Below are 23,323 nucleotides of genomic sequence, written 5' to 3'. Positions count from 1 at the left end.
GCTCGAAGTCGGCCAGCGCGGCGCCGGTTTCGATCACGTCGCCGGCGGCGCCGTACAGCTTGGTCACCTTGCCGGTGTAGGGCGAGGGCACCTCGACCACCGCCTTGGCGGTTTCCATCGAGGCCAGCGGGGCGTCGAGCTTGATCGTGTCGCCTACCTTCACGTGCCATTCGACGATGGTCGCGTCGGGCAGGCCTTCGCCGAGGTCGGGCAGGTGGAACGTCTTGATATCAGCCATGGCGTGGTATCCGGAACAGTGAATAGGGGACCGAAACGGGGCGCGCTCGATACGCTGCGCCCCGTTCCCTCGATCAGCTCGCCGCGAGCGTACGCTTGGCCGCCTCGACCACGCGCTCGGTGCTGGGCAGGTACTTCATTTCCAGGCGGAACAGCGGGATGTGCGTGTCGAAGCCGGTCACGCGCTCGACCGGCGCGAGCAGGTCGTACATGCAGTCCTCGGCCAGGCGTGCGGCGATCTCGGCGCCGAAGCCGGCGGTCTTGGGCGCTTCGTGCACGATCACGCAGCGGCCGGTCTTGGCCACAGATTCGGCGATCGTGTCGAAGTCCAGCGGCGTCAGGGTGGCGACGTCGATCACCTCGGCGCTGATGCCCTCGGCGGCCAGCGCATCGGCCGCCTCGAGCGTCTCCTTCACCTGCGCGCCCCAGGTCACCAGGGTCACGTCGGTGCCGTCGCGCAGCACGAAGCACACGTCCAGCGGCAGCGCCTCGCCGTCATCCGGCACCTCTTCCTTGTACTGGCGGTAGATGCGCTTGGGCTCGAAGAACATCACCGGATCCGGATCGCGGATCGCCGCCAGCAGCAGGCCGTAGGCGCGCGCCGGCGAGGAGGGCAGCACCACGCGCAGGCCGGGGATGTTGGTGAACAGGTGCTCGTTCGCCTCGGAGTGATGCTCCGGCGCACGGATGCCGCCGCCCCACGGCGCGCGCCACACCGCAGGCACGGTGATGCGGCCGCGGGTGCGGTTGCGCAGGCGCGCGGCGTGGCAGGCGATCTGCTCCATCATCGGGTAGATGAAGCCCTCGAACTGCGCCTCGGCGACCGGCTTCATGCCCTGCGCGGCGAGGCCCACGGTGACGCCGGCGATGGTGGTCTCGTCCAGCGGCGTGTCGAGCACGCGCAGCTCGCCGAACTTTTCCTGCAGGCCTTGGGTGGCGCGGAACACGCCGCCGTTGACGCCCACGTCCTCACCCAGCACCACGACCGATTCGTCGTGCTTCATTTCGTACGCGAGCGCCTGGGTGACGGCTTCGATAAGAGTGATCTGTGCCATGTGCTTAGTGGCCCTTGTTTTCCAGCGAGAGCGCGAGGTCGCGCTGCCTTTCGAGGTCGGCGGGAATTTCCGCGAAGGTGTAGTCGAACATCGCGCTGACCGGCTGGGTCTTGGTCTCGAGGTAGGCGTTGACCTCGTTGTCCATCCAGTCGTCGCACTCGGCCTTCCAGGCCTCTTCCTTCTTGTCGTCCCACACCTTCTTGGCCATCAGCCAGTTCTTCAGGCGCTTGACCGGGTCCTTCGCCCAAGCGTCCTTGACCTCCTGCTCGCCGCGGTAGCGGCGCGCGTCGTCGGCGGTGGTGTGGTCGCCCAGGCGGTAGGTGACCGCCTCGATGACGCTGCCGCCCTCGCCGTTGCGGGCGCGCTCGAGCGCGTCCTCCATCGCCTTGCGCACGGCGATGATGTCGTTGCCGTCGACCTGGATGCAGTACAGGCCCGCGGCGATGCCTTTCTGCGCCAGCGTCGGCGCGCCGGACTGGATCTTGCGCGGCACCGAGATCGCCCACTGGTTGTTGACGATCACCGCGACCATCGGCAGGTTCTGCGCGCCGGCGATGTTGATCGCGCCGTAGAAGTCGCCCTTGGAGGAGCCGCCGTCGCCGATGGTGCACACCGCCACGCGCTTCTCGCCGCGGATCTTGAAGGCGAGCGCCGAACCGGCCGCGTGCAGACACTGCGTGGCGATCGGCACCGACCAGGCGAAGTCGTGGCGTGCCGGCTCGTTCTGGTAGTCGTTGCCGCGCTCGTCACCGCCCCAGTACATGTACACCTCGCGCGGCTGCACGCCGCGGTAGAGCTGCGCGCCGTATTCGCGGTAGCTCGGGGCCAGCACGTCTTCCGGCTTCATGGCGCTGCCGATGCCCACGTGCGCGGCCTCGTGGCCCAGGCAGGAGGCGTAGGTGCCGAGCTTGCCGGTGCGCTGCAGCGCGATCGACTTGGCGTCGAACACGCGGGTGGAGAGCATCAGCTTGTACAGCTCGACCATCTGGTCGAGGTCCTGCGCGAACGCAGGCAGGTCGTCACGCACCTGCTTGCCCTCGGCGTCGAGGTATTGCAGGTACTCGATTTCAAACTTGGCGGCGATGGACACGACTCGCTCCCGTGAAGGTGGCGTGGAGACAGGGATACGTTGGGGGAGGCGGCGGCCCATCCAGTGGGGCCAGGCACGCGCAAACGGCCCGAAAAGACCGCCTTTGATAGCAGGCGCGCGTGTTGCGCTGCAAGGTACGGTGCAACATGCGCGGCGGTACGGGCCGGGCGGCGAGTGGCGCTACCATGCGGTTTCCGCCCCCGAACGACGAGACCATGACGGACAACCGCCGCGACCTGGAAGCTGGCATCGAAACCGACCTGCACGGGCGCCTGACCTACGGCGGCTACCTGCGGCTGGACGTCCTGCTGTCGGCGCAGCAGCCGGTGGGGGACCCGCCCACCCACGACCAGATGCTGTTCATCGTGCAGCACCAGGTGGCGGAGCTCTGGATGAAGCTGGTCATCCACGAGTTGAGTGCCGCCCTCGCGCACCTCAAGCGCGATGAACTGGACCCCTGCCTGAAGATCCTCGCCCGCGTGAAGCAGGTGCAACGCCAGCTGTTCGAGCAGTGGGCGGTGCTGGAGACGCTCACGCCGGCCGAGTACCTGCAGTTCCGCGACCAGCTCGGGCCTTCCTCGGGCTTCCAGTCGCTGCAGTACCGCACGATCGAATTCATGCTCGGCAACAAGAACGCGCAGATGCTGAAGGTGTTCGAGCACGATCCGGCCGCCCAGGCGCAACTGCGCGCCGTGCTCGAGGCACCGAGCCTGTACGACGAATTCCTGCGTTACCTCGCGCGCCGCGGTCATGCGGTGCCGGCCGACTTGTGCGAACGCGACTGGTCCGAGCCCCACCGGCGCCACGAAGGACTGCTGCCCGTATTCCGGCGCATCTACGAGCAGCCGGGCGAATTCTGGCCGGAGTACCACATGTGCGAGCAGCTGGTGGACATCGAGGAGAGTTTCCAGCTCTGGCGTTTCCGTCATATGAAAACGGTCGAGCGGATCATCGGCCACCGCCGGGGTACCGGCGGGTCCTCCGGCGTGTCCTTCCTCAAGAAGGCGCTGGAGCTGGAGTTCTTCCCCGAACTGCTGGACGTGCGCACGGTGCTCGGTACCTGATCGGCCGCTGCGCGCAGGGCGCGCTCCTGCAAGCCTCGCCATTGACGCAGCGCCGTTGCGCCGGTTACACGTCAGCGATTGGCGCGCGGCGAGCGCGCCCTTCCATGCCCAAGGGGAATCCATGAGCCAGACCGCCGACGCCGCACCGGCCGCACCCGACTATCCGCAGCTGCTCGGCCATCCGCGCCCGCTGTGGATGCTCTTCATGACCGAGTTCTGGGAGCGCTTCGCCTACTACAGCGTGAGCTGGGCGCTGGTGCTCTACATCGTGGCGCAGTTCTTCCACGGCGATCCGTCGGGGCAGGGCTGGGCCGCGGGCATCTATGGCGCCTACACCGCGCTGATCTATGCCGCCTCGATCTTCGGCGGCTACGTGGCCGACCGGGTGATCGGCTACCAGCGCTCGATCCTGCTCGGCGCCGCGGTGATGGCCGCGGGCCTCTTTACGCTATTGGTGCCGAGCAAGCCGCTGATGATGCTCGGCCTGGCGCTGGTCATTGCCGGCGACGGTCTGTTCAAGCCCAACATCTCCACCATGGTCGGCCAGCTCTACGGCCGCGATGACCCGCGGCGCGACCGCGGCTTCACGCTGTTCTACATGGGCATCAACGCCGGTGCCTTCGTCGCCCCGCTGCTGACCGGCTGGATGGCCGCCTATTTCACCGACACGCCGATGCAGCAGAACTACCGCATCGTGTTCGGCGCCGCCGGCGTGGGCATGCTGCTGAGCCTCCTGTGGTTCTGGTTCGGCCGGCGTGGGCTCAAGGGCGTCGGCCGCCCGCTGCCGGGCATGGAAAACCGCCTGCGCGTGCTGTGGGTGCTGGTCGGGGCCGCCATCGCGGTGCCGGTGATCTACGCGCTGCTGGCCTACGTCGGTGCCGAAGGCCTGCAGTGGCTGCTCGCCGTGCTGTTCATCGGCGTGGCGGCGGCGCTGATCGTCGAGGCCCTGCGGCACGACCGGGTGCAGTTGCACCGCGTGATCGCCATGCTGATCGTGTTCGTCTTCAGTGTGGTGTTCTGGACGTTCTACTTCCAGTTCGGCACGTCATTGAACTTCCTGGCCGAGAACTGGGTGGACCGCGAGATGTTCGGCGGCTGGGTGTTCCCGGTGGGCTGGTTCCAGTCCGTCACGCCGCTGGCGATCCTGGTGTTCGCGCCGCTGCTGACGCTGGTGTGGGGCCTGTTCGCGCGCCGCAACGCCGAGCCGTCGATCCCGCGCAAGTTCAGCTTCGGCCTGATCTTCAACGGCCTGGGCTTCATCGTGCTGGTGTACGCCCTCAAGGAACTGCTGGGTCCCGGCGGCCTGATTCCGTTCTGGCCGCTGGTGCTGTGCTACGTGATGCAGACGCTGGGCGAGCTGTGCCTCTCGCCGATCGGCCTGTCGATGGTGACCAAGCTGGCGCCGCCGCGCTTTGTCGGCCTGGCGATGGGTGGCTGGTTCCTGTCGCTGGCCGCCGGCGGCGACTTCTCCGGCCTGGTCGCCCGTTCGATCAGTGGCGAGACCGGCATGACCGTCGCCTCGGCGCTGTCGGGCTTCAGCTTCTGCTTCTGGGTCCTGGCCGGCTCGGGCGTGCTGCTGCTGTTGATCTCGCCGCTGATCAACAAACTGATGCACGGCATCAAGTAACCAACCAAGTGAGCCTTCCCCCGTCCCACGGGGGAAGGTGCCGACAGGCGGATGGGGGAAGCCTTGCGGGGTGTTTTTCGCGCTCGCCGGATATCAAAGACGCGCTCCCCGCAGACCGAACGGCGCGATCCGCCAACCCCCGTCCGCCCTCCGGGCACCTCCCCTCGCGCGCGGGGGAAGGATCAATGGCGCTCCGGTGGCATCAATTTGTCCAGGATGCGCTCGAGCCAGCTCTGTTCCTCCGCATCGAGCTTCGCCAGCAGCTCGCGTTCGCGCGCCCGCGCCATCGGCGCCACCTGGTCGTGGATCGCCCAGCCGGCCTCGCTCAGGTTGAGCACCGAGCGGCGCTTGTCGTCGTCGTGGGTGCTGCGATCCACGCGTCCGGCCTCGACCAGCCGCGCCAGCGCGCGGCTCACGGCCACCTTGTCCATCGCCGTCCGCTCGGCGACCTCACGGGCCGACAGCCCGTCGAAGCGCGCCAGCACGGCCATCACGCGCCATTCGGTCACGCCCAGGTCGAAACGGCGCTGGTAATCGTCGGCGATCGCCTGGCTGACTGTGTTGGACAGGATCGACAGCCGGTAAGGCAGAAAGCGCTCCAGTTCGAGCGGCGCGTGTTCCGGCAAGGGATGCTCGGCCGGCGGCGGGGCAGGTTGACGCTTGGCGGGCACGGCAGCGCGGCTCCTTGCAAATGGTTTCATATGTAACTATAACGAAGATCTAGCCGGATGCTTCGTGGCCCTCGCGCATCTTCGCGGGTGTGGTCGCGCCGCCACTGTACGTCTTCCGCCATTTGAGGAGAGCGCCATGAACGCCCAACCGAACCTCGGCATGCAGGTCACCACCTTCGAGAACCCGATGGGCATCGACGGTTTCGAATTCGTCGAGTTCGCCGCGCCGGCGGGCCGCGGCGGCGAGCTGCACGAGCTGTTCCGCAAGATGGGCTTCACCGCGGTGCTCAAGCACAAGCGTCGCCCGATCACCGTGTATCGCCAGAATGGCGTGAACTTCCTGGTCAACGAGGACCCGGACTCGTTCGCCGCCGATTTCGCCGCCAAGCACGGTCCGTGCGCCTGCGGCTTCGCCATCCGCTTCAAGATGCCGGCGGACGAGGTGTGCACGAAGGTGCTGGCCAACGGCGGCGAGGCGGTCGATCACAAGCCGGCGAGCAAGGCGGTCAACGCCCCGGTGGTCAAGGGCATTGGCGACTGCATGCTGTACCTGGTCGACCGCTACGGCGCCAAGGGTGACGTCTACGACGGCGACTACGAGGCGGTGGCCGGCGCCGAGCAGAACCCGAAGGGTTTCGGCCTGACCTTCATCGACCATCTCACGCACAACCTCTACTTCGGCAACATGCAGAAGTGGTCGGACTACTACGAGCGGCTGTTCAACTTCCGCGAGATCCGCTACTTCGACATCAAGGGCGCCAAGACCGGCCTGGTGTCCAAGGCGATGACCGCCCCGGACGGCATCGTGCGCATCCCGCTCAACGAGTCGAACGACCCGAAGAGCCAGATCAACGAATACCTTGACGCCTATCACGGTGAGGGCATCCAGCACATCGCCTGCTTCACCGACGACATCTATGCCACGGTCGAGGCCATGCGCGCGCAGGGCGTGGAGTTCCTCGATACGCCCGACACCTACTTCGAGGTGATCGACATGCGCATTCCCGACCACGGCGAGGACGTGCCGCGGCTGCGCAAGAACAAGATCCTGATCGACGCCGACCCGGAGACCAAGCAGCGCAAGCTGCTGCAGATCTTCACCCAGAACAACATCGGGCCGATCTTCTTCGAGATCATCCAGCGCAAGGGCAACGAGGGGTTCGGCGAGGGTAACTTCCAGGCGTTGTTCGAGAGCATCGAACGCGATCAGATGAAGCGCGGGGTGCTTTGACGCCTTTGAGCCCCTCTCCCTCCGGGAGAGGGGTTGGGGAGAGGGTACGGGCATGCCAGGACGCATCAACCCGCCATTGCCGACACGGACGCGCGAATACGCCAAGCTCCTTCGCCGCTCCGGCACGGATGCCGAACAAGCCTTGTGGTATCGCCTTCGCGCAGGCCGCCTGGAGGGGTTGAAATTCCGCAGGCAGCATCCTGTTCCACCTTATGTGGCTGACTTCTACTGTGAGACATGCAAGCTGGTCGTGGAACTGGACGGCTCGCAGCATGACGAGCTGACCGACCGGGAGCGAACGCGATTCCTCGAGGCGAGGGGCCTGAAGGTATTGCGCTTCTGGGACAACGATGTACTGCAGCAGACGGACGCGGTGCTCGAGGTGATCCTCGGCGCCGCGCACGACCGGACCCTCACCCCAACCCCTCTCCCGGAGGGAGAGGGGCTCAAGAGCGAAGAGCGATGAGCGCCATGCAATCGAGCGGTTACCAATCCGGCTTCGGCAACGAATTCGCCACCGAGGCGATCGAAGGCACCCTCCCCGAGGGCCAGAACTCCCCCCAGCGCGTGGCCCACGGCCTCTACGCCGAGCAGCTCTCCGGCACCGCCTTCACCGCGCCGCGGCACCAGAACCGCCGCAGCTGGCTCTACCGCATCCGCCCGGCGGCCGTGCACGAGCCGTTCGAGCCGCTGGTACACGAGCACTTCCACAACCGCTTCGACGAAGCGCCGGCCACGCCCAACCAGCTGCGCTGGGACCCGTTGCCGATGCCGCAGCAGCCGGCCGATTTCATCGACGGCCTGGTCACCCTCGCCGGCAATGGCGGTCCGGCCGAGCAGGCCGGTATCGGCATTCACCTGTATGCAGCCAACCGCTCGATGGAAGGCCGCTTCTTCTACGACGCCGACGGCGAGCTGCTGATCGTGCCGCAGCAGGGCCGCCTGCACATCGCCACGGAGCTGGGCGTGATCGAGCTGGAGCCGCAGGAGATCGCGGTGATCCCGCGCGGGGTGCGCTTCCGCGTGGAGCTGCCCGATGGCGAGGCGCGTGGCTACGTCTGCGAGAACTTCGGCGCCCTGCTGCGCCTCCCGGACCTCGGTCCGATCGGCTCCAACTGCCTGGCCAACGCGCGCGATTTCCTCGCCCCTTGTGCCGCCTACGAGGACCTCGAAGGCGACTTCCGCCTGGTCGCCAAGTTCCAGGGCAGCCTGTGGCAGGCCAAGATCGGGCACTCGCCGCTGGACGTGGTCGGCTGGCACGGCAACTACGCGCCGTACAAATACGACCTGCGCCGCTTCAACACGATCGGCTCGATCAGCTACGACCACCCCGATCCGTCGATCTTCACCGTGCTCACCTCGCCCAGCGACACGCCCGGTACCGCCAACATCGACCTGGCGATCTTCCCGCCACGCTGGCTGGTCGCGCAGCACACCTTCCGCCCGCCCTGGTTCCACCGCAACGTGGCCAGCGAGTTCATGGGGCTGATCACCGGCGTGTATGACGCCAAGGCGGAGGGCTTCGTGCCGGGCGGCGCCAGCCTGCACAACTGCATGAGCGGCCATGGGCCGGATGCGGCCACGTTCGAGAAGGCCTCCAGTGCGGATCTGTCGAAGCCCGACGTGATCGGCGGCACCATGGCCTTCATGTTCGAGACGCGCAAGGTGATCCGCCCCACGCGCCAGGCGCTGGCCTCGCCGCAGCTGCAGAAGAACTACTACGCATGCTGGCAGGGCATCGCCCGCCATTTCGAGCCGCCGCAGGCTTAAGACCGATCCCGCAGGAGAATCCATGAAGCTCGCAAGTCTCAAGGAAGGCGGCCGCGACGGCACGCTGATCGTGGTCAGCCGTGATCTCACGCGGGCCGTGACCGCGACCCATGTCGCGCGAACGCTGCAGGCCGCGCTGGATGACTGGTCGAACGCGGCGCCGCGCCTGAATACCCTGTCGGAGGCGTTGAACGCGGGCGAGGTCGTCGGCGCGTTCGCCCTCGACATGGCCGACCTGGCCTCGCCGCTGCCGCGTGCCTATGAATTCGTGGACGGGTCGGCCTACCTGCCGCACGTCGAGCGCGTGCGCCGTGCGCGTGGCGCCGAAGTGCCGGCGAGCTTCTACACCGATCCGCTGATGTACCAGGCCACCAGCGCCGGTTTCCTGGGGCCGCGCGATCCGGTGGTGGTGCCGAGCGAGGAGTTCGGCATCGACCTGGAGGCCGAGGTCGTGGTGGTCACCGACGACGTGCCGATGGGAACCACGCCGGAGCAGGCGTCCGCGCACATCCAGCTCATCGGTCTGGTCAACGACGTGTCGCTGCGCGGCCTGATCCCGGGGGAGCTGGCCAAGGGCTTCGGCTTCCTGCAGAGCAAGCCGCGTTCGGCGCTTTCGCCGGTGCTGGTCACCCCGGACGAACTGGGCGAGGCCTGGCGGGAGGACAAGCTGCACCTGCCGATGCGCACCTGGCTCAACGGCAAGTGGTTCGGCGAGGCCGAGTGCGGCGTGGACATGCAGTTCAGCTTCGCCCAGCTGGTCGCGCACGTGGCCAGGACCCGCCCGCTGACCGCCGGCACCATCGTCGGCTCGGGCACCATCGCCAACCAGGACACCAGCAAGGGCGCCTCCTGCCTGGCCGAGCAGCGCACGGTGGAAACGCTGCGCGACGGCAAGCCGAGCACGCCGTTCCTGAAGTTCGGCGACCGCCTGCGCATCGAGGTCACCGATGCCAGGGGCGCCTCGATCTTCGGTGCCATCGAGCAAACCGTCACGCCACTGAAGGCATGATCGGGCCGCCCGGGCGCACAGGCGCCCGGGCGGTCCTGGCCTGCCGGCCGTCGTTCACAGAAGGAGTCTGCCGATGCCGCATCCGTTGCCTGCCCTTGCCGCCGTCCTCGCCGCGCCGTTGCTCGGCCTGGCGATGCACGCCGCCTCGCCCCATGCTGCCGGCGACCCGGTGGTCGCCCGCGCCGCCGCCGCGCTGCCGAACAACCTTTGCGCGTCCTGCCATGCCAGCCGGAAGGTGGTGTCGGCCGCGGGCAGCGACAGGCTCGCCACCCGCGACCTGGCGATGGCGCGCCTCTACCTGTCGGACGCACGGCGGGGCTAGCGTCGGCCGCTCGCCGGATGATCACGGCCGGGCCCCTGCCACGAGGCCTGGGGCCCGGCGGGCACCCGCGACGTTCTGTCCCGCCGGCCTTGGCCGTGGCTTGATCCGGATCAAGGGCCCTGCGCGGCGGGCGGGCACACTGGCGCCATGAGCCACGCCCTTGCCGCCCCCGCCTTCGATCCGGCGCTGATCGCCCGGTACGACACCGCCGGCCCGCGCTACACCAGCTACCCCACCGCGCCGCACTTCCATGCGGGCTTCGGCGAGGCGGCACTGCGCGAGGCGATCCGCCAGTCCAACCAGGAGCCGATCCCGCGCCCGTTGTCGCTGTACGTGCACGTGCCCTTCTGCATGAGCCCGTGCTTCTACTGCGGCTGCAACCGCGTGATCACGCGCGAGGTCGCCAAGGCCGACCGCTACCTGGAACGGCTGTACCGCGAGGTCGAGCTGACCGCGCCCCTGTTCGACCGCGATCGCCCGGTACGCCAGCTGCACTTCGGCGGCGGCACGCCGAACTTCCTCGACCTGCCGCGCATGCGCGAGCTGATGGAGTCGCTGGCCCGTCACTTCAGCTTCGCCCGCGACGCCACGCGCGAGTTCGGCATCGAGATCGATCCGCGCTTCGCCGACGGCGACTACATGCGCGGCCTGGCCGAGCTGGGCTTCAACCGCCTCTCGGTCGGCATCCAGGACTTCGACCCGGCGGTACAGCAGGCGGTCAACCGCATCCAGAGCGTGGCGCAGACGCGCGAGGTGATCGAGGCCGGCCGGGCCGCCGGCTTCGTCTCGGCCAGCGTGGACCTGATCTACGGGCTGCCCCGGCAAACGCTGGAGGGCTTCGATCGCACGCTCGCCGAGGTGATCGGGCTCGAGCCGGACCGCGTTGCCGTGTACGGCTACGCGCACCTGCCGGACCTGTTCAAGGCGCAGACGCACATCGACGCGGCGCAACTGCCCGACCCGGCCACCCGGCTGGCCCTGTTCGGCCGGGCGCTGGAGCGGCTCAGTGCCGCCGGTTACGTCTACATCGGCATGGACCATTTCGCCCGCGCCGGCGACGAACTGGCGCGGGCCCAGCGCGCCGGCACGCTGCAACGCAACTTCCAGGGCTATTCGACCCACGGCGAATGCGACATCGTCGGGCTGGGAGTGAGCGCCATCGGCCGCATCGGCGACACCTACGGCCAGAATGCGCGTGACCTCACCGGCTACTACGCCGCGCTGGACGCCGGCCGCCTGCCGATCGCGCGTGGCCTGCAGCTGGACGAGGACGACCTCATCCGCCGCGCGCTGATCGGCGAGCTGATGTGCCACGGCGAGGTCGACATGCGCCTGTTCGGCGCCCGCCACCGCCTGCTGTTCGACGAGTACTTCGCCGCCGAGCTGGCGCGCCTGCGCGTGCTGGCCGACGACGGACTGGTGACGCTGGACGGTCGCATGATCCGGGTGACCGCGCGCGGGCGGTTGTTGCTGCGTAGCATCGCCATGTGTTTCGATGCCTACCTGCATGCCGACGAAGCGCCACGCCGCTTCTCGCGCACGATCTGACCGACCTCACAAGGCGTTGCCGATGCGTTTGGAAAACCAGGCGGGCCGCCTGCCCGAGCCGCCCAGCCCGATCGCCGACGACGGCGACGAGGCCCACTTCTGCCGCACCTGTGCGTTTGCCGGCGCCTGCCAGGCGGTCGGCTACGGCAAGCCGGAGCTGCGCGAGCTGCATTGCCTGGTCGAGCACGTGGGACCGTTCCGCGCCGGCGAGCACGTGTTCCGCACCGGCAACCCGTTCCGCGCCATCTTCGCGGTGCGCTCGGGCACGGTGAAGACCAGCATGGTCGACAAGGAAGGCCGCGAGCAGGTGCTCGGCTTCTACCTGCCCGGCGAGGTGATCGGGCTCAACGCCATCTACCCCGAGCATTTCCCGTGCGATGCCATCGCACTGGAAACCTCCTACTTCTGCCGCTTCTCGTTCCCGGCGATGAGCGCGCTGGCCGCGCGCATGCCGGCGGTGCAGTCACACCTGTTCCGCCTGCTCAGCAAGGAGCTGGGTTCGGCCAGTCTGCTGGCCGGCGACCACAGCGCGGACGAGCGCATGGCCGCGTTCCTCACCGACCTCGGCCAGCGCTATGCGGCGCGCGGCTTTTCCGGCACGCAGTTCCAGCTGAGCATGTCGCGCGGCGACATCGCCAACTACCTGCGCCTGGCGGCCGAGACGGTCAGCCGCGTGCTCAGCCGCTTCCGCAACCAGGGGCTGATCGAGGTGGAAGGGCGGCAGCTGCTGATCCGCGATCCGGCCAGCCTGCGCCACGTCGGTCGCAGCCTGCTGCCGGACTGACGCGGCGCCGCAGCTTGCCCCGCACTCGCCGAGCAAAGCGGGGACGCTCCTGCGGCTGACGTCGCGCGGCGTCCCTGGCTTCCCCGGAGGGCCGCGCGGGGGACCACGCCTTGCGCCTGATCCATGTCACGGCCGTTCGGGCCGGCCGCTCCGACAATGGGGTCCTGCTGCAGCTCCGGGACCCCAAGGCATGCGTTCGACCGATTCCCCCGCCGCCTCCTCACTGGCCGCCCTGCTGGCTGCCGCGCCGCACCGGCCGCTGTTCCTCGCCGGTGCGCTGGCGGTCCTGACCAGCATGGCCTGGTGGGCGCTGGAGCTGGCCTCGCTGCGTTTCGGCTGGAGCGGCTGGCCGCAGCCGCCGGTGCCGCCGGGCTGGGCACACGCCATGCTCACCCAGTACGGCATGCTGCCGATGTTCATGTTCGGCTTCCTGCTGACCACCTTCCCGCGCTGGCTGAACCGGCCATCCATCCGGCCGCGTCGCTCCGTCACGGTGGCCGGTGCCGTGTTTGCCGGTTACCTGCTCTCGCACGTCGGGCTGCTGGGCATGCCCTGGGTGCTGCGCGTGGGCATCGCGCTGATGCTCGCCGGCTACCTGGTCGGCGTGGCGACACTGGCCGGCGTGTTGCATGCGGCCGGGCAAGGCAACCAGCACGCCTGGTCCTGCCTGGCCGCCCTGGGCCTGGGGATCCTCGGCCTGGGCGCCTTCCTCGGCTTCCTGTTCGGCGCGCCCGCAGCTAGCGCGCGCTTCGCGGTGAAACTGGGCACGTTCGGCCTGCTGGTGCCGGTGTACTTCTCGGTGGCGCACCGGATGGTCGCCTTCTTCAGCGGCAACGTCGTGCCGGGCTACGTGGTGCGTCGTCCGGCCTGGAGCCTGCCGTTGATGTGGCCGCTGCTGCTGGGGCATCTGGTGCTGGACCTTGCGCACGCGCAGGCCTGGCTGTGGACCGTCGATGCGCCGCTGGCCCTGCTGTTCGGCTGGCACGCGCTCGCCTGGCAGCCGTGGAAGGCGATGCGACCGGGCCTGCTGGCGGTGCTGCACCTGGCCTTCGCCTGGCTGCCGGTCGCGTTCGTGCTGTACGCGATGCAGAGCCTGTGCCTGTTCGCCGGGCGCGGCCCGGTGCTCGGCCTGGCGCCGCTGCACGTGCTGACCATCGGCTATTTCGGCTCGATGCTGGTGGCCATGGTCACCCGCGTCACCCAGGGCCACTCGGGCCGGCCGCTGCAGATGGGGGCGGTGCCCTGGGCGTGCTTCGCGCTGCTGCAGGGTGTGGTGCTGCTGCGCGTGTGGGCCGAGCTGGCGCGCGACAGCTACCTGTGGCTGGTGCTGGCCACGTGCGGCTGGCTGGTGGCATTCCTGCCCTGGGTGCTGCGCTCGGCCTGGATCTACCTGACCCCGCGCGTGGACGGTCGACCGGGCTAGCTGCCCGGCAGCGCACACGACGCCGACGCGCGCCTGTGGCAGGGTGCCGCAGACGGCCGGTTCCGGCAGTGGGCGTGACGCAGGTCAAGCGCGTCGCCGGCCCGGGACCTAGCCTGACGCCCGGGATCAAGGAGACACCCATGCCTCGAGTACTGCTGTCGACCGTGTTTGCCGCCGCCCTGCTGGCGCTGGCGGCTTGCTCGGACAAGCCCGACGCCGCCATGACCGGCCAGGCCACCGCCGTCGCCAACCCCGCGCCACTGGCCACGCCAACCGACTTCGGCCCGCCGCAGGGCGCGCCGATCCACGCGGTGCTCACCAGCCCGCCGAACGTGCCGCCGCCGATCCACCGCAACTACCCGGCCAAGGTCATCGTCGAGCTGGAGGTGATCGAGAAGGAGATGCCGATTTCCGAGGGCGTCACCTACACCTACTGGACCTTCGGCGGCACCGTGCCGGGCAGCTTCATCCGCGTGCGCCAGGGCGACACGGTGGAGTTCCACCTGAAGAACTCGCCCGACTCCAAGATGCCGCACAACATCGACCTGCACGGCGTCACCGGCCCGGGCGGCGGCGCGGCGTCGAGCTTCACCGCGCCGGGGCACGAGTCGCAGTTCACCTTCAAGGCGCTCAACGCCGGCATCTTCGTCTACCACTGCGCCACCGCGCCGGTCGGCATGCACATCGCCAACGGCATGTACGGGCTGATCCTGGTCGAGCCGCCGCAGGGCCTGCCCAGGGTCGATCACGAGTACTACGTGATGCAGGGCGACTTCTACACCACCGGCAAGTACCGCGAGAAAGGCCACCAGCCGTTCGACATGGACAAGGCGATCGACGAGCGCCCGACCTACGTGCTGTTCAACGGCCGCGAGGGCGCGCTGACCGGTGACCACGCGCTGACCGCCAGGACCAACCAGACGGTGCGCCTGTTCGTCGGCAACGGCGGCCCGAACCTGGTCTCCAGCTTCCACGTGATCGGCGAGATCTTCGACCGCGTGCAGCAGGAGGGCGGGCTGCATCCGCAGGAGAACGTGCAGACCACGCTGATCCCCGCCGGCGGCGCGGCGATCGTGGAGTTCCACACCGACGTGCCGGGCAGCTACGTGCTGGTCGACCACTCGATCTTCCGCGCCTTCAACAAGGGCGCGATGGGCATCCTGAAAGTCGACGGCCCGGAGAACAAGGCGATCTACTCGGGCAAGGAGGTCGACTCGGTGTACCTGGGTGACCGTGCCGAACCCAACCTCAAGGCCGTCAGCGCCGCGGCCAAGGCCGGCGCCGCCGGCACCCTCAGCCAGGCCGACCAGGTCGCCGCCGGCAGGCAGCTGTTCACCGGCACCTGCTCGGTCTGCCACCAGGCCAACGGGGAAGGCCTGCCGGGCGTGTTCCCGCCGCTGGCCAAGTCCGACCTGGTGGCGAAGCTGGCCAAGGAAGACAAGGACAAGCTGATCTCGATCCCGCTGCACGGGCTGACCGGCAAGGTCACCGTCAACGGCAAGGAATACGACTCGGTGATGCCGCCGATGACCCAGCTGACCGACGACGAGGTCGCCAACCTGCTCACCTACGTGCTCAACAGCTGGGGCAACCCGGGCGGGCAGGTGACCAAGGACGAGGTGGCCAGGGTCCGCGCCCAGCCGGCCGCGGCGCCCGCGGCGGAGCACTGAACGATGCGCCGGCGGCTCGCCCTGCTCCTGCTCGGCGTCTCGCTTGCCGGTCCGGCCGTCGCGGCGGACTACGCACCGCTGCCGGGCGGCCGCTTCGCCAGCGTGCTGCCGGCCGACGGCAAGACGGCGCCGGCGGTGCTCAGGCCCTTCCGCCTGCGCACCGAGCCGGTCACCAACGCCGAGTTCCTCGCCTTCGTTCAACGCCAGCCGCAATGGCGACGCGACCGCGTACCCAGCGTGTTCACCGACGGCCGCTACCTCGCCCAGTGGGCCGCACCGGACCGGCTCGGGCCAGCCGCGCTGCCGCGCCAGCCGGTGACGCAGGTGAGCTGGTTCGCCGCGCAGGCGTATTGCGAAAGCGAGCACGCGCGCCTGCCGACCTGGTACGAGTGGGAGTACGCCGCGGCCGCCGATGCCACCCGCGCCGACGCGCGCGGCGACCCGGCCTGGCGCGAGCGCGTGCTGGCCTGGTACGCGCGTCCCTCCAGCGACGCATTGCCGTCCGTCGGCGGCAAGCCGGACGTCCACGGCGTGCGCGACCTGAACGGGCTGGTGTGGGAGTGGGTCGAGGACTTCAACGCCATGATGACCAGCGCCGACAGCCGCGAGCAGGATGGCGCCGACAAGCTGAAGTTCTGCGGTGCCGGCGCGATCTCGATGGAACAGAAGGAGAACTACGCCACGCTGATGCGCGTCGCCATGCTTTCCTCGCTCAAGGCCACCGATACCACCGCCAACCTGGGCTTCCGCTGCGCCCGGCCGGAGTGATCCCGATGAAACGACTGCTGTCCCTGTTCGCCCTGCTGCTTGCCGGTGTCGCCCACGCGGCCTCGCCGCTGCCCTCCGATTCGCTCTACCAGCTGTCGGTACCGCTCACCGACCAGGACGGGCTCACCGCGCCATTCGCCGCGCACCGCGGTACGCCGCAGGTCGTGAGCATGTTCTACACCTCGTGCACGATGGTCTGCCCGATGATCATCGACACCATGAAGGCGACCCGCCGCGCCGCCGGCGAGCCCGCGAACCTGCACCTGCTGGCGGTGAGCTTCGATCCCGAACGCGACGACGTCGAGGCGCTGCGCCGCTACGCCGCCGTGCATAAACTCGACCTGCGCTGGTGGACGCTGTCGCGCACCCCGCCGCAGCACACCCGTTCGCTTGCCGCGCTGCTCGGCGTGCAGTACCGCCAGTTGCCCGGCGGCGACTTCAATCATTCCAGCGCGCTGCTGCTGCTGGACGGGGAGGGGCGCCTCGTGGCGCGCACCGGCATCATCGGTCGCACCGATCCGGACTTCGTGGCCGCCGTGCGCAAGGCGACGGCGAAGTAGCACGAAGGCCGCCCGGACGCTTGTCGCAAGATCCGGGCCTGCCGCGTGCGCACGGGCGCATGCGCGTGTGCCGCTTCCGCCACACCCATCGGCTGGTGCTGGCGTTGATGGTCGGCATCGTGTTCCTGGCCAGGACCATGTTCTACTTGCAGGTCTCATCCCCAGGAGGAAGCGTCATGTCACAGGTCAAGTTCAAGGGCGAACCGGTCGAGGTCACGGGCACGTTCCCGGCCAGGGGGGCGCAGGCGCCGGCATTCACGCTGGTCGACAAGAGCCTTGCCGACGTGGCGCTTGCCAGCTACACGGGCCAGCGCAAGGTGCTCAACATCTTCCCGAGCATCGATACCGGCGTGTGCGCCGCGTCGGTGCGCCGCTTCAACGAGCTGGCGGCCGGGCTCGCCAATACCGTGGTGCTGTGCATCTCGGCCGACCTGCCGTTCGCGCAGGCGCGCTTCTGCGGCGCCGAGGGGCTGGAGCGCGTGGTGACGCTCTCGACCATGCGTGGGCGCGAATTCCTGGCCGACTACGGCGTGGCGCTCGCCACCGGGCCGCTGGCCGGCGTGGCCGCGCGCGCGGTGGTGGTGCTGGATGCGGACAACCGGGTGCTGCACGCGCAGCTGGTTGACGAGCTGACCCACGAGCCCGATTACGACGCGGCGCTGGCCGCGCTGGGCTGAGCGCAGCTTCCATGCAGGAGCGCACGGGTGCGCTCCTGCCAAGCTTCGAGCGGACAGGATCCGGCACGCAATAGCGCGACCCGGTCGCGCGCGATCAACGCCTGACGGAAACGAGCGGCACGCCGATGCCGCGCGCGTCCGGGTTCAGTCCCAGCCCGTACTTCAGGCTGCGGCCGATACGCTCGGCGTACTCGACCATCTGCGCCGCGCCGGCCTCGTCCAGTTGCTCCGCGCAGGTGGCACGCCACAGACCCAGCCAGTGGTCGAAGTGCTCGGCGCGGACCGGCAGCGGGCGGTGCGCGGCCATCGGGTTGCCACGGTAGCTGGCCGCACCCAGCGCCACCGAGCACCAGAAGGTGGTGAGCAGGCGCTTGTGTCCGGGCCAGTCGTGCACCACGGCGTTGAACACCGGGCCGATCACCGGATCAGCGGCGACCTTGTCATAGAAACGATCGACCAGGCGGGCGATCGCAGGTTCGGTAAGCGTGGTATCGCGCATGTCTCTATCGGGTGGGGGCGTCGCCGCGGACGGGCCGCGGCGCCGCTGGATCATCGTACCGGGCGCGGCCGACGCGCCCTTCATCAGGGCCGTGTCGGGGAAAAGCAGGGGTTTCCTGGCCGGCTCCCGGGTGTTCGGGGGGAGCGGGATCGTCCGCCTCGCCGGCAGCCGGCCCGGGGGCGGGCTCGTCCTCCATCAGCGGCAGCACGGCCGGGCTGTCCAGGTCGTCGAACTGTTGGTGGTTGGCGGCCCAGAAGAACAGCGCTACCGCGATCAGCACGACCAGGCCGGTCACCGGGATCAGCACCAGCAGGATGTTCATGCGCGCAGTACCGGGGCGACCGGTGCGCGGCCCACCCGCAGGCCGTTGAGCACCACCACGAGTGAACTGGCCGACATGCCGATCGCGGCCAGCCAGGGCGGCACCAGGCCCGCCGCGGCGAAGGGCACCGCCAGCAGGTTGTAGGCCAGCGACCAGCGCCGGCCCTGCGCCACCACGCGGGCGAGCTGGCGGGCGACGCGGCGCGCCTCGAGCAGGCCGTCGAGGCGGCCGCGCGCGAGCAGCAGGCCGGCATGCGCCTGGGCCAGGTCGGTGCCGGAGGCGAGTGCCGCCGAGACGTCCGCGCCAGCCAGCGCCGGGGCGTCGTTGCTGCCATCACCGACCGCCAGCGTGACATGGCCCTGTGCACGTGCCGCCTTGAGCAGCGCGAGCTTGTCGGTGGGCGACTGGCGTCCGGCCCAGCGCGCGATGCCCAGTGCGCCGGCGACGGGGGCCACGCGGCCGCGGGTGTCGCCGCTGGCGAGCACGGTGACGATACCGTCGCCCCGCAACGCCTCCAGCGTGGCCGCGGCCTCGGCGCGCGGCGCTTCGCTGAGGTGGAAGGCGGCGAGCGGGCCATCCAGGTCGGCCAGCAGCAGCGTGCCGGCGGTCCCGGTCGGCGCGACGCGCCCGCTCGGGGCCAGCGCGAAATCGGGACGGCCCAGGCGCAGTGCGCGGCCGGCCACCTCGCCAGCGATGCCGGCCGAGGCGATGATCTTCAGCGCGTGGACCACCGGCGTGTCGCCCGGCCACGCGGCGGCCAGCGCCACCGCCAGCGGATGCGTGCTCTCGCGGGCCAGCGCCGCGGCCAGGCGCAATGCCTCGCGCGGGGCCAGGCCGTCGCGCAGCGGTTCGACCGCGTCGGCGTCGAGCCACGGCGTGGTCAGCGTGCCGGTCTTGTCGAACAGGGCGTAGTCCACGCGCGCCAGGATGTCGAGCGTGGCCGCTTCGGTCACCAGCACGCCGCGCCCGGCGAGTACGCCCAGCGCGCGGGTGAGTGCGGCCGGACGGGTCAGGGCGAAGGCACAGGGGCAGGCGACCACCAGCACGGCGACGGCGGCGTCGAAGGCACGCGCGCGGTCGAGCCACAGCCAGGCCAGCGCGGTAAGCGCGGTGAGCACCAGCACGCGCACCACGAAGCGGGTCGCTTCGCGGTCCGCGGCGTCATCGCCGGGACGTGCCGGGCGCGCGCGCCCGGCCAGCCGGCCCAGTCGCGCGGCGGTGGTGTCCTCCCCGCTGTGTTCCACGCGCAGTTCGGCCGGGCTGCCCAGCACCACGGCGCCGGCGACCAGTCGCTCGCCGCGCTGGCGCCGGCACGGGCGCGATTCGCCCGAGAGCAGCGCCTCGTCCACGTCGACCGCCTCGCTTTCCAGCACGCCGTCGGCCGGCACGGTGCCGCCTTCGGCGACGCGCACGCGGTCGCCCGGCAGGAGCTCCAGTGCCGGCACGGTTTCCAGGCTGCCGTCGGCGCGCCGGCGTTCGGCCAGCAGCGGGGTGGCGTCCTGCGCGGCCTCGCCGAGCGCCCCGCTGGCGTGGCGCGCGCGCAGCTCGACATGGCGCGCCGCCAGCAGCAGGACCACGAACATGCTGACCGAGTCGAAGTAGATCTCGCCCCGGCCCCGCAGCGTGCTCCACAAGCTGGCGCCGAAGGTCAGCAGCACCGCCAGCGACACGGTGAGATTGACGCCCAGCCGTCGCGTGCGCAGCTCGCGCCAGGCGCCGGCGAGGAACGGCTGCGCCGAGTAGGCGACGACCGGCGCGGTGGTGAGCAGGCTCAACCAGCGAAACAGGCCGCGCGTGGTGAAGTCGACGAAGTCGACCACGCCGATGTACATCACGAAGGCGTAGGTCATCACCTGCATCGCGCACATGCCGGCAACCAGCAGGCGCTTGAGGGCGTCGTTGGCCTCGCCGCTGCGCGCGTCGTCGATGTGCTCGCGACGCAGCGGCCGTGCGCTGCAACCTTCCGCACCGAACGCATCGAGCAGCTGCGGCAGCGCGAGGCGCTCGGGGTTCCACACGATCCGCACACGCTGCGCGCGGGCATCGATCGCCACGCGCACGACGCCGGGCAGGGCATGCAGGCGTTCGTCCAGGCGCAGCACCCGGCGCGGGTCGGCGAGGTCCTCCACGCGCAGCGCGATCTCCGCGCGGCCGTCGCGCCGGGGGCGGATCACCTGCGCGGCCAGGCGCGGGTGCTGCCAGGCCGCGTGCGCGCCGACGGCGTTCACGGCCGGTGACCGGAGGAGGACGCCGGTGCCGGTGCCGCCATGGCCCGCCCGGCTTTCGTGTCCGCGCCGGTCTCCTCGCCATGCATCGGCATGTCCAGCAGGGTGTGCGGGTGGCGGGTCGTCTGCAGCGGCAGATCGGCGTGGCGCGAGCCCAGCACGATCATCCACACGCAGCCGGCCAGCGACGCGACGAGGATCGCCGCGCCCAGCCACAGCACCGGTTGCCGGTACCAGGCGCCGGCCCCGGCCGGCGCCGTCTCATCGGGAAGCTTGTGCTGCTGCATCGCCCTGGTGCGAGAGGTGGTAGACGTAGGCGGCCAGCACGCGCATCTGGTCCTCGGTCAAGCGCTTGCTCCACGCCGGCATGTGGCCCTGGCGGCCGCCGCCGATGGTGCGCACGATGTCCTCGTACTTGCCGCCGTGCAGCCAGATGTGGTCGGTCAGGTTGGGCGCCCCCAGTGCCGGATTGCCCTTGCCCTGAGGACCGTGGCAGGCCGCGCAGGTAGTGAACAGCGGCTTGCCGGCGGCGGCCTTCGCCGCGTCGTGCGGCGCGCCGGACAGGCTCAGCACGTAGTTGGCGAGGTTGTGCACGTTGTCCTCGCCCAGGCTCGCCCACGGCGGCATCAGGCCGCTGCGGCCGTCGTGGATGGAGGACAGGATGTCCTGGCCGCTGCCGCCGTAGAGCCAGTCGTCATCGATCAGGCTGGGCGCGCCGAGCTTGACGTTGCCGTAGGCGCCACGGCCGTGGCAGGCCGCGCAGTTGTCGACGAACAGGCGCTCGCCCATCTGCTGCGCGGCCGGGTCGTTGGCCAGCTGCTCGACCGGGTACTTGCGGAAGCGCTCGATCAGGTCGTCCAGCCTGGCGTTGTTGGCCGCCTCGGCCTTGGCCAGTTCGCCGTGCGCGGTCCAGCCGAGCACGCCCTTGTGACTGCCGAAGCCCGGGTAGAGCACCAGGTAGAACGCCCCGACGACGAACATCGCGCCGGACAGCAGCAGCCACCACAGCGGCAGCCGGCGCACGCCCTCGCGGATGGTGCCGTGCGCCCACACGTGGCCGCTGGTCTGGTCCGGCAGGGTCGGGATCTTGGCGCGCGGCGCCCACAGGAAAAGCAGGAACGTGATGCCGAAGTTCAGCACCACCAGGAACATCACCCACAACGACCAACCCGCGCTCACGGCTGTCCACCCTTGTCGTTTTCGTTCGCACCCGCGTGCGGCTTGTCCCGCACCGGCCCTTCCGGCTTGTCTTCCATGGGAAGTTCGCTCATCCGCTTGAAGGTGGACCGGTGGCGCTTGCGCCAGGCCCAGATCCAGATGCCGAGGAACACCAGCATCAGCAGCACCGTGACCACGCCGGTCAGGTGGCCCCAGAACGGGTCCATCATGGGATGGTTCATGGCGCACCTCCGTGCCCGGCCGGTACCGGCACCTGGCCGGCCGGCTCGTTCTGGATGCCCAGGCCCTGCAGGTAGGCGATCAGCGCATCCATCTCGGTCTTGCCGGCCAGCGCCTGCTTCGCGCTGGCGATGTCGGCGTCGGTATACGGGTCGCCCAGCTTGCGCAGCACACGCATGCGCGCCTGGATGTCCTCGGCGTTGATCTTGTTGTGCTCGAGCCAGTCGTACTGCGGCATGTTCGAGTCGGGCACCACCTGGCGCGGGTTCTCCAGGTGCAGCCGCTGCCACTGGTCGCTGTACTTGCCGCCGACGCGGGCCAGGTCCGGACCGGTGCGCTTGGAGCCCCACTGGAACGGGCGGTCGTAGACCGATTCCTGCGCTGTGGAGTAGTGGCCGTAGCGCTGGGTCTCCGCGCGCAGCGCGCGGATCATCTGCGAGTGGCACAGATAGCAGCCCTCGCGCACGTAGACGTCCTTGCCGGCCAGGCGCAGCGGGTCGTACGGCTTGACCCCCACCGGCGCCTTCACCGCATGGGCCTCCATGAACAGCGGGGTGATCTCGGCCAGGCCACCGATCGACACCATGACCGCGGTGAGGATGCCGAGCAGGGCGGCATTCTTCTCGATGATTTCAAAATGCTTGTAAGCCATCGCGAGGGCTCTTACCTGGAGGGTGCGGCCAGGGGTGGCCGCGTTTGGGCTTGCAGGACCGCTCGGCGTTCCCCACGCGGGAACCGGGCCGAAGCGGCGATCATGGACGGGCGCATCAGTTGATCGCCGGCAGCGGTTCGGGCACCTGGTGCGGGTCCGGCTCCGGAATCGGCACGGGGATCGGCTTGATCAGCCGCGCGCGGGCATCGGCCGCGGTGTACCACAGGTTCACGGCCATCAGCACCATGCCGGCCAGGATCACCACGCCGGCGAACCAGCGCGTCCAGTACGCCGGCTGGATCGCCAGCAGGCTGTCGATGAACGGGTAGGCAAGCGAACCATCCGGCAGGGTGGCGCGCCACATCAGGCCCTCGGTGACACCGGCGACCCACATCGACCCGACGTACAGCACCACCCCGAAAACATGCAGCCAGAAGTGCCACTCCATCAGCTTGCGCGAGTACATCGCCGGCTGGCCGAGCGCGCGCGGGGCCATCGCGTAGAGCGAGCCGATGGTGATCATCGCCACCCAGCCGAGCGCACCGTTGTGCACATGGGCGATGGTCCAGTCGGTGTAGTGCGAGAGCGAGTTGACGGTCTTGACCGCCATCATCGAGCCCTCGAAGGTGGAGCCGGCGTAGAACACCAGCGCCATCACCATGAACTTGGCGGCCGGGTCGGTCTTGAGCCTGGGCCAGGAGCCGTTGAAGGTCAGCAGGCC

General features: G+C 69.6%; 26 protein-coding genes. 14 read left to right on the top strand and 12 right to left on the bottom strand.

What is annotated here, in order from left to right:
• The 3 genes from VFH59_RS10570 to pdhA form a co-directional block, all read right to left on the bottom strand.
• A partial coding sequence (locus VFH59_RS10570; RefSeq protein ID WP_325164856.1) for a biotin/lipoyl-containing protein occupies positions 1–238 on the bottom strand: 238 nt, incomplete at its 3' end.
• 73 nt (positions 239–311) lie between these two features.
• Entirely contained in the window at positions 312–1,292 is a 981-nt protein-coding gene (locus tag VFH59_RS10565; RefSeq protein ID WP_325164855.1) for an alpha-ketoacid dehydrogenase subunit beta, read from the bottom strand.
• A gap of 4 nt (positions 1,293–1,296) precedes the next feature.
• Positions 1,297–2,382 carry a pyruvate dehydrogenase (acetyl-transferring) E1 component subunit alpha gene (pdhA, locus tag VFH59_RS10560; protein WP_325164854.1) on the bottom strand — a complete coding sequence of 362 codons (1,086 nt, stop codon included), beginning with the start codon at positions 2,380–2,382 and terminating at the stop codon, positions 1,297–1,299.
• A 215-nt stretch (positions 2,383–2,597) separates the two neighbouring features.
• On the opposite strand from pdhA, the gene VFH59_RS10555 reads away from it, so the two are divergent.
• Positions 2,598–3,446 (top strand): tryptophan 2,3-dioxygenase, encoded by an 849-nt coding sequence (locus tag VFH59_RS10555; protein ID WP_325164853.1) that lies wholly within the window; start codon positions 2,598–2,600, stop codon positions 3,444–3,446.
• A 121-nt stretch (positions 3,447–3,567) separates the two neighbouring features.
• Positions 3,568–5,073, top strand: coding sequence for a peptide MFS transporter (locus VFH59_RS10550; RefSeq protein WP_325164852.1), 1,506 nt, complete (start codon positions 3,568–3,570; stop codon positions 5,071–5,073).
• A 182-nt stretch (positions 5,074–5,255) separates the two neighbouring features.
• On the opposite strand, the gene VFH59_RS10545 is transcribed toward VFH59_RS10550, so the two are convergent.
• Positions 5,256–5,744: a MarR family transcriptional regulator gene (locus tag VFH59_RS10545; protein WP_325164851.1), complete on the bottom strand. Its 489-nt coding sequence runs from the start codon at positions 5,742–5,744 to the stop codon at positions 5,256–5,258.
• A gap of 136 nt (positions 5,745–5,880) precedes the next feature.
• Here VFH59_RS10545 and hppD point away from each other — a divergent pair, with 136 nt between their 5' ends.
• The 12 genes from hppD (at position 5,881) to tpx (ending at position 17,506) form a co-directional block, all read left to right on the top strand.
• Positions 5,881–6,975, top strand: a complete 1,095-nt coding sequence (gene hppD / locus VFH59_RS10540) for a 4-hydroxyphenylpyruvate dioxygenase (RefSeq protein ID WP_325164850.1) — start codon at positions 5,881–5,883, stop codon at positions 6,973–6,975.
• A gap of 52 nt (positions 6,976–7,027) precedes the next feature.
• A complete protein-coding gene (locus VFH59_RS10535) occupies positions 7,028–7,441 on the top strand; it encodes an endonuclease domain-containing protein (protein WP_325164849.1) in 414 nt (137 codons plus the stop codon).
• Positions 7,442–7,446: 5 nt separating this feature from the next.
• A complete protein-coding gene (gene hmgA / locus VFH59_RS10530; protein ID WP_414655880.1) occupies positions 7,447–8,745 on the top strand; it encodes a homogentisate 1,2-dioxygenase in 1,299 nt (432 codons plus the stop codon).
• 22 nt (positions 8,746–8,767) lie between these two features.
• Positions 8,768–9,754 carry a fumarylacetoacetate hydrolase family protein gene (locus VFH59_RS10525; RefSeq protein WP_325164847.1) on the top strand — a complete coding sequence of 329 codons (987 nt, stop codon included), beginning with the start codon at positions 8,768–8,770 and terminating at the stop codon, positions 9,752–9,754.
• 73 nt (positions 9,755–9,827) lie between these two features.
• Positions 9,828–10,076 (top strand): hypothetical protein, encoded by a 249-nt coding sequence (locus tag VFH59_RS10520; RefSeq protein WP_325164846.1) that lies wholly within the window; start codon positions 9,828–9,830, stop codon positions 10,074–10,076.
• Positions 10,077–10,223: 147 nt separating this feature from the next.
• Positions 10,224–11,624 (top strand): oxygen-independent coproporphyrinogen III oxidase, encoded by a 1,401-nt coding sequence (gene hemN / locus VFH59_RS10515; protein ID WP_325164845.1) that lies wholly within the window; start codon positions 10,224–10,226, stop codon positions 11,622–11,624.
• Positions 11,625–11,646: 22 nt separating this feature from the next.
• Positions 11,647–12,408: a helix-turn-helix domain-containing protein gene (locus VFH59_RS10510; protein WP_325164844.1), complete on the top strand. Its 762-nt coding sequence runs from the start codon at positions 11,647–11,649 to the stop codon at positions 12,406–12,408.
• 190 nt (positions 12,409–12,598) lie between these two features.
• Positions 12,599–13,831, top strand: coding sequence for an NnrS family protein (locus VFH59_RS10505; protein ID WP_325164843.1), 1,233 nt, complete (start codon positions 12,599–12,601; stop codon positions 13,829–13,831).
• Positions 13,832–13,971: 140 nt separating this feature from the next.
• The gene (gene nirK / locus VFH59_RS10500; RefSeq protein WP_325164842.1) at positions 13,972–15,501 is read left to right on the top strand and encodes a copper-containing nitrite reductase; all 1,530 of its coding nucleotides are present in this window, start codon (positions 13,972–13,974) and stop codon (positions 15,499–15,501) included.
• 3 nt (positions 15,502–15,504) lie between these two features.
• On the top strand, positions 15,505–16,269 hold the full coding sequence (locus VFH59_RS10495; protein WP_325164841.1) for a formylglycine-generating enzyme family protein: 765 nt from the start codon (positions 15,505–15,507) through the stop codon (positions 16,267–16,269).
• Between the two features lie 5 nt (positions 16,270–16,274).
• Positions 16,275–16,829: an SCO family protein gene (locus VFH59_RS10490; protein WP_325164840.1), complete on the top strand. Its 555-nt coding sequence runs from the start codon at positions 16,275–16,277 to the stop codon at positions 16,827–16,829.
• Between the two features lie 176 nt (positions 16,830–17,005).
• Complete coding sequence (gene tpx / locus VFH59_RS10485; protein ID WP_325164857.1) at positions 17,006–17,506, top strand: thiol peroxidase; 501 nt, start codon at positions 17,006–17,008, stop codon at positions 17,504–17,506.
• 94 nt (positions 17,507–17,600) lie between these two features.
• On the opposite strand, the gene VFH59_RS10480 is transcribed toward tpx, so the two are convergent.
• The 8 genes from VFH59_RS10480 to VFH59_RS10445 form a co-directional block, all read right to left on the bottom strand.
• Complete coding sequence (locus VFH59_RS10480) at positions 17,601–18,005, bottom strand: group III truncated hemoglobin (protein WP_325164839.1); 405 nt, start codon at positions 18,003–18,005, stop codon at positions 17,601–17,603.
• A gap of 4 nt (positions 18,006–18,009) precedes the next feature.
• Entirely contained in the window at positions 18,010–18,327 is a 318-nt protein-coding gene (gene ccoS, locus VFH59_RS18500; protein WP_414655879.1) for a cbb3-type cytochrome oxidase assembly protein CcoS, read from the bottom strand.
• Positions 18,324–20,555 (bottom strand): heavy metal translocating P-type ATPase, encoded by a 2,232-nt coding sequence (locus VFH59_RS10470; protein ID WP_325164838.1) that lies wholly within the window; start codon positions 20,553–20,555, stop codon positions 18,324–18,326. Before VFH59_RS10470 ends, ccoS begins: the two co-directional genes overlap by 4 nt.
• Positions 20,552–20,839 (bottom strand): hypothetical protein, encoded by a 288-nt coding sequence (locus VFH59_RS10465; protein ID WP_325164837.1) that lies wholly within the window; start codon positions 20,837–20,839, stop codon positions 20,552–20,554. The genes VFH59_RS10470 and VFH59_RS10465 overlap by 4 nt, the downstream gene beginning before the upstream one ends.
• Positions 20,814–21,731 carry a cytochrome-c oxidase, cbb3-type subunit III gene (gene ccoP / locus VFH59_RS10460; protein ID WP_325164836.1) on the bottom strand — a complete coding sequence of 306 codons (918 nt, stop codon included), beginning with the start codon at positions 21,729–21,731 and terminating at the stop codon, positions 20,814–20,816. Before ccoP ends, VFH59_RS10465 begins: the two co-directional genes overlap by 26 nt.
• The gene (locus VFH59_RS10455; protein WP_325164835.1) at positions 21,728–21,952 is read right to left on the bottom strand and encodes a cbb3-type cytochrome c oxidase subunit 3; all 225 of its coding nucleotides are present in this window, start codon (positions 21,950–21,952) and stop codon (positions 21,728–21,730) included. Before VFH59_RS10455 ends, ccoP begins: the two co-directional genes overlap by 4 nt.
• Positions 21,949–22,602 carry a cytochrome-c oxidase, cbb3-type subunit II gene (gene ccoO, locus VFH59_RS10450; protein ID WP_325164834.1) on the bottom strand — a complete coding sequence of 218 codons (654 nt, stop codon included), beginning with the start codon at positions 22,600–22,602 and terminating at the stop codon, positions 21,949–21,951. The genes VFH59_RS10455 and ccoO overlap by 4 nt, the downstream gene beginning before the upstream one ends.
• Before the next feature lie 115 nt (positions 22,603–22,717).
• The coding region (locus VFH59_RS10445) for a cbb3-type cytochrome c oxidase subunit I (RefSeq protein ID WP_325164833.1) at positions 22,718–23,323 on the bottom strand (606 nt) is incomplete at its 5' end.

It is taken from the genome of Frateuria sp., from assembly GCF_035695185.1.
In the GTDB taxonomy this organism is placed as follows: Bacteria; Pseudomonadota; Gammaproteobacteria; order Xanthomonadales; family Rhodanobacteraceae; genus Frateuria_A.
Note: the sequence above shows the minus strand (reverse complement) of the source record. Positions and strands in the feature narration are given on the sequence as shown.

Coding starts and splice junctions, on each gene's coding strand:
- tpx (WP_325164857.1), top strand. CDS start 17,006: ATGTCACAGGTCAAGTTCAAGGGCGAACCGGTCGAGGTCACGGGCACG.
- VFH59_RS10520 (WP_325164846.1), top strand. CDS start 9,828: ATGCCGCATCCGTTGCCTGCCCTTGCCGCCGTCCTCGCCGCGCCGTTG.
- VFH59_RS10510 (WP_325164844.1), top strand. CDS start 11,647: ATGCGTTTGGAAAACCAGGCGGGCCGCCTGCCCGAGCCGCCCAGCCCG.
- nirK (WP_325164842.1), top strand. CDS start 13,972: ATGCCTCGAGTACTGCTGTCGACCGTGTTTGCCGCCGCCCTGCTGGCG.
- VFH59_RS10505 (WP_325164843.1), top strand. CDS start 12,599: ATGCGTTCGACCGATTCCCCCGCCGCCTCCTCACTGGCCGCCCTGCTG.
- hmgA (WP_414655880.1), top strand. CDS start 7,447: ATGCAATCGAGCGGTTACCAATCCGGCTTCGGCAACGAATTCGCCACC.
- VFH59_RS10495 (WP_325164841.1), top strand. CDS start 15,505: ATGCGCCGGCGGCTCGCCCTGCTCCTGCTCGGCGTCTCGCTTGCCGGT.
- VFH59_RS10465 (WP_325164837.1), bottom strand. CDS start 20,839: ATGCAGCAGCACAAGCTTCCCGATGAGACGGCGCCGGCCGGGGCCGGC.
- VFH59_RS10455 (WP_325164835.1), bottom strand. CDS start 21,952: ATGAACCATCCCATGATGGACCCGTTCTGGGGCCACCTGACCGGCGTG.
- VFH59_RS10525 (WP_325164847.1), top strand. CDS start 8,768: ATGAAGCTCGCAAGTCTCAAGGAAGGCGGCCGCGACGGCACGCTGATC.
- VFH59_RS10555 (WP_325164853.1), top strand. CDS start 2,598: ATGACGGACAACCGCCGCGACCTGGAAGCTGGCATCGAAACCGACCTG.
- VFH59_RS10550 (WP_325164852.1), top strand. CDS start 3,568: ATGAGCCAGACCGCCGACGCCGCACCGGCCGCACCCGACTATCCGCAG.
- ccoS (WP_414655879.1), bottom strand. CDS start 18,327: ATGAACATCCTGCTGGTGCTGATCCCGGTGACCGGCCTGGTCGTGCTG.
- hppD (WP_325164850.1), top strand. CDS start 5,881: ATGAACGCCCAACCGAACCTCGGCATGCAGGTCACCACCTTCGAGAAC.
- VFH59_RS10565 (WP_325164855.1), bottom strand. CDS start 1,292: ATGGCACAGATCACTCTTATCGAAGCCGTCACCCAGGCGCTCGCGTAC.
- VFH59_RS10490 (WP_325164840.1), top strand. CDS start 16,275: ATGAAACGACTGCTGTCCCTGTTCGCCCTGCTGCTTGCCGGTGTCGCC.
- VFH59_RS10535 (WP_325164849.1), top strand. CDS start 7,028: ATGCCAGGACGCATCAACCCGCCATTGCCGACACGGACGCGCGAATAC.
- VFH59_RS10480 (WP_325164839.1), bottom strand. CDS start 18,005: ATGCGCGATACCACGCTTACCGAACCTGCGATCGCCCGCCTGGTCGAT.
- ccoO (WP_325164834.1), bottom strand. CDS start 22,602: ATGGCTTACAAGCATTTTGAAATCATCGAGAAGAATGCCGCCCTGCTC.
- hemN (WP_325164845.1), top strand. CDS start 10,224: ATGAGCCACGCCCTTGCCGCCCCCGCCTTCGATCCGGCGCTGATCGCC.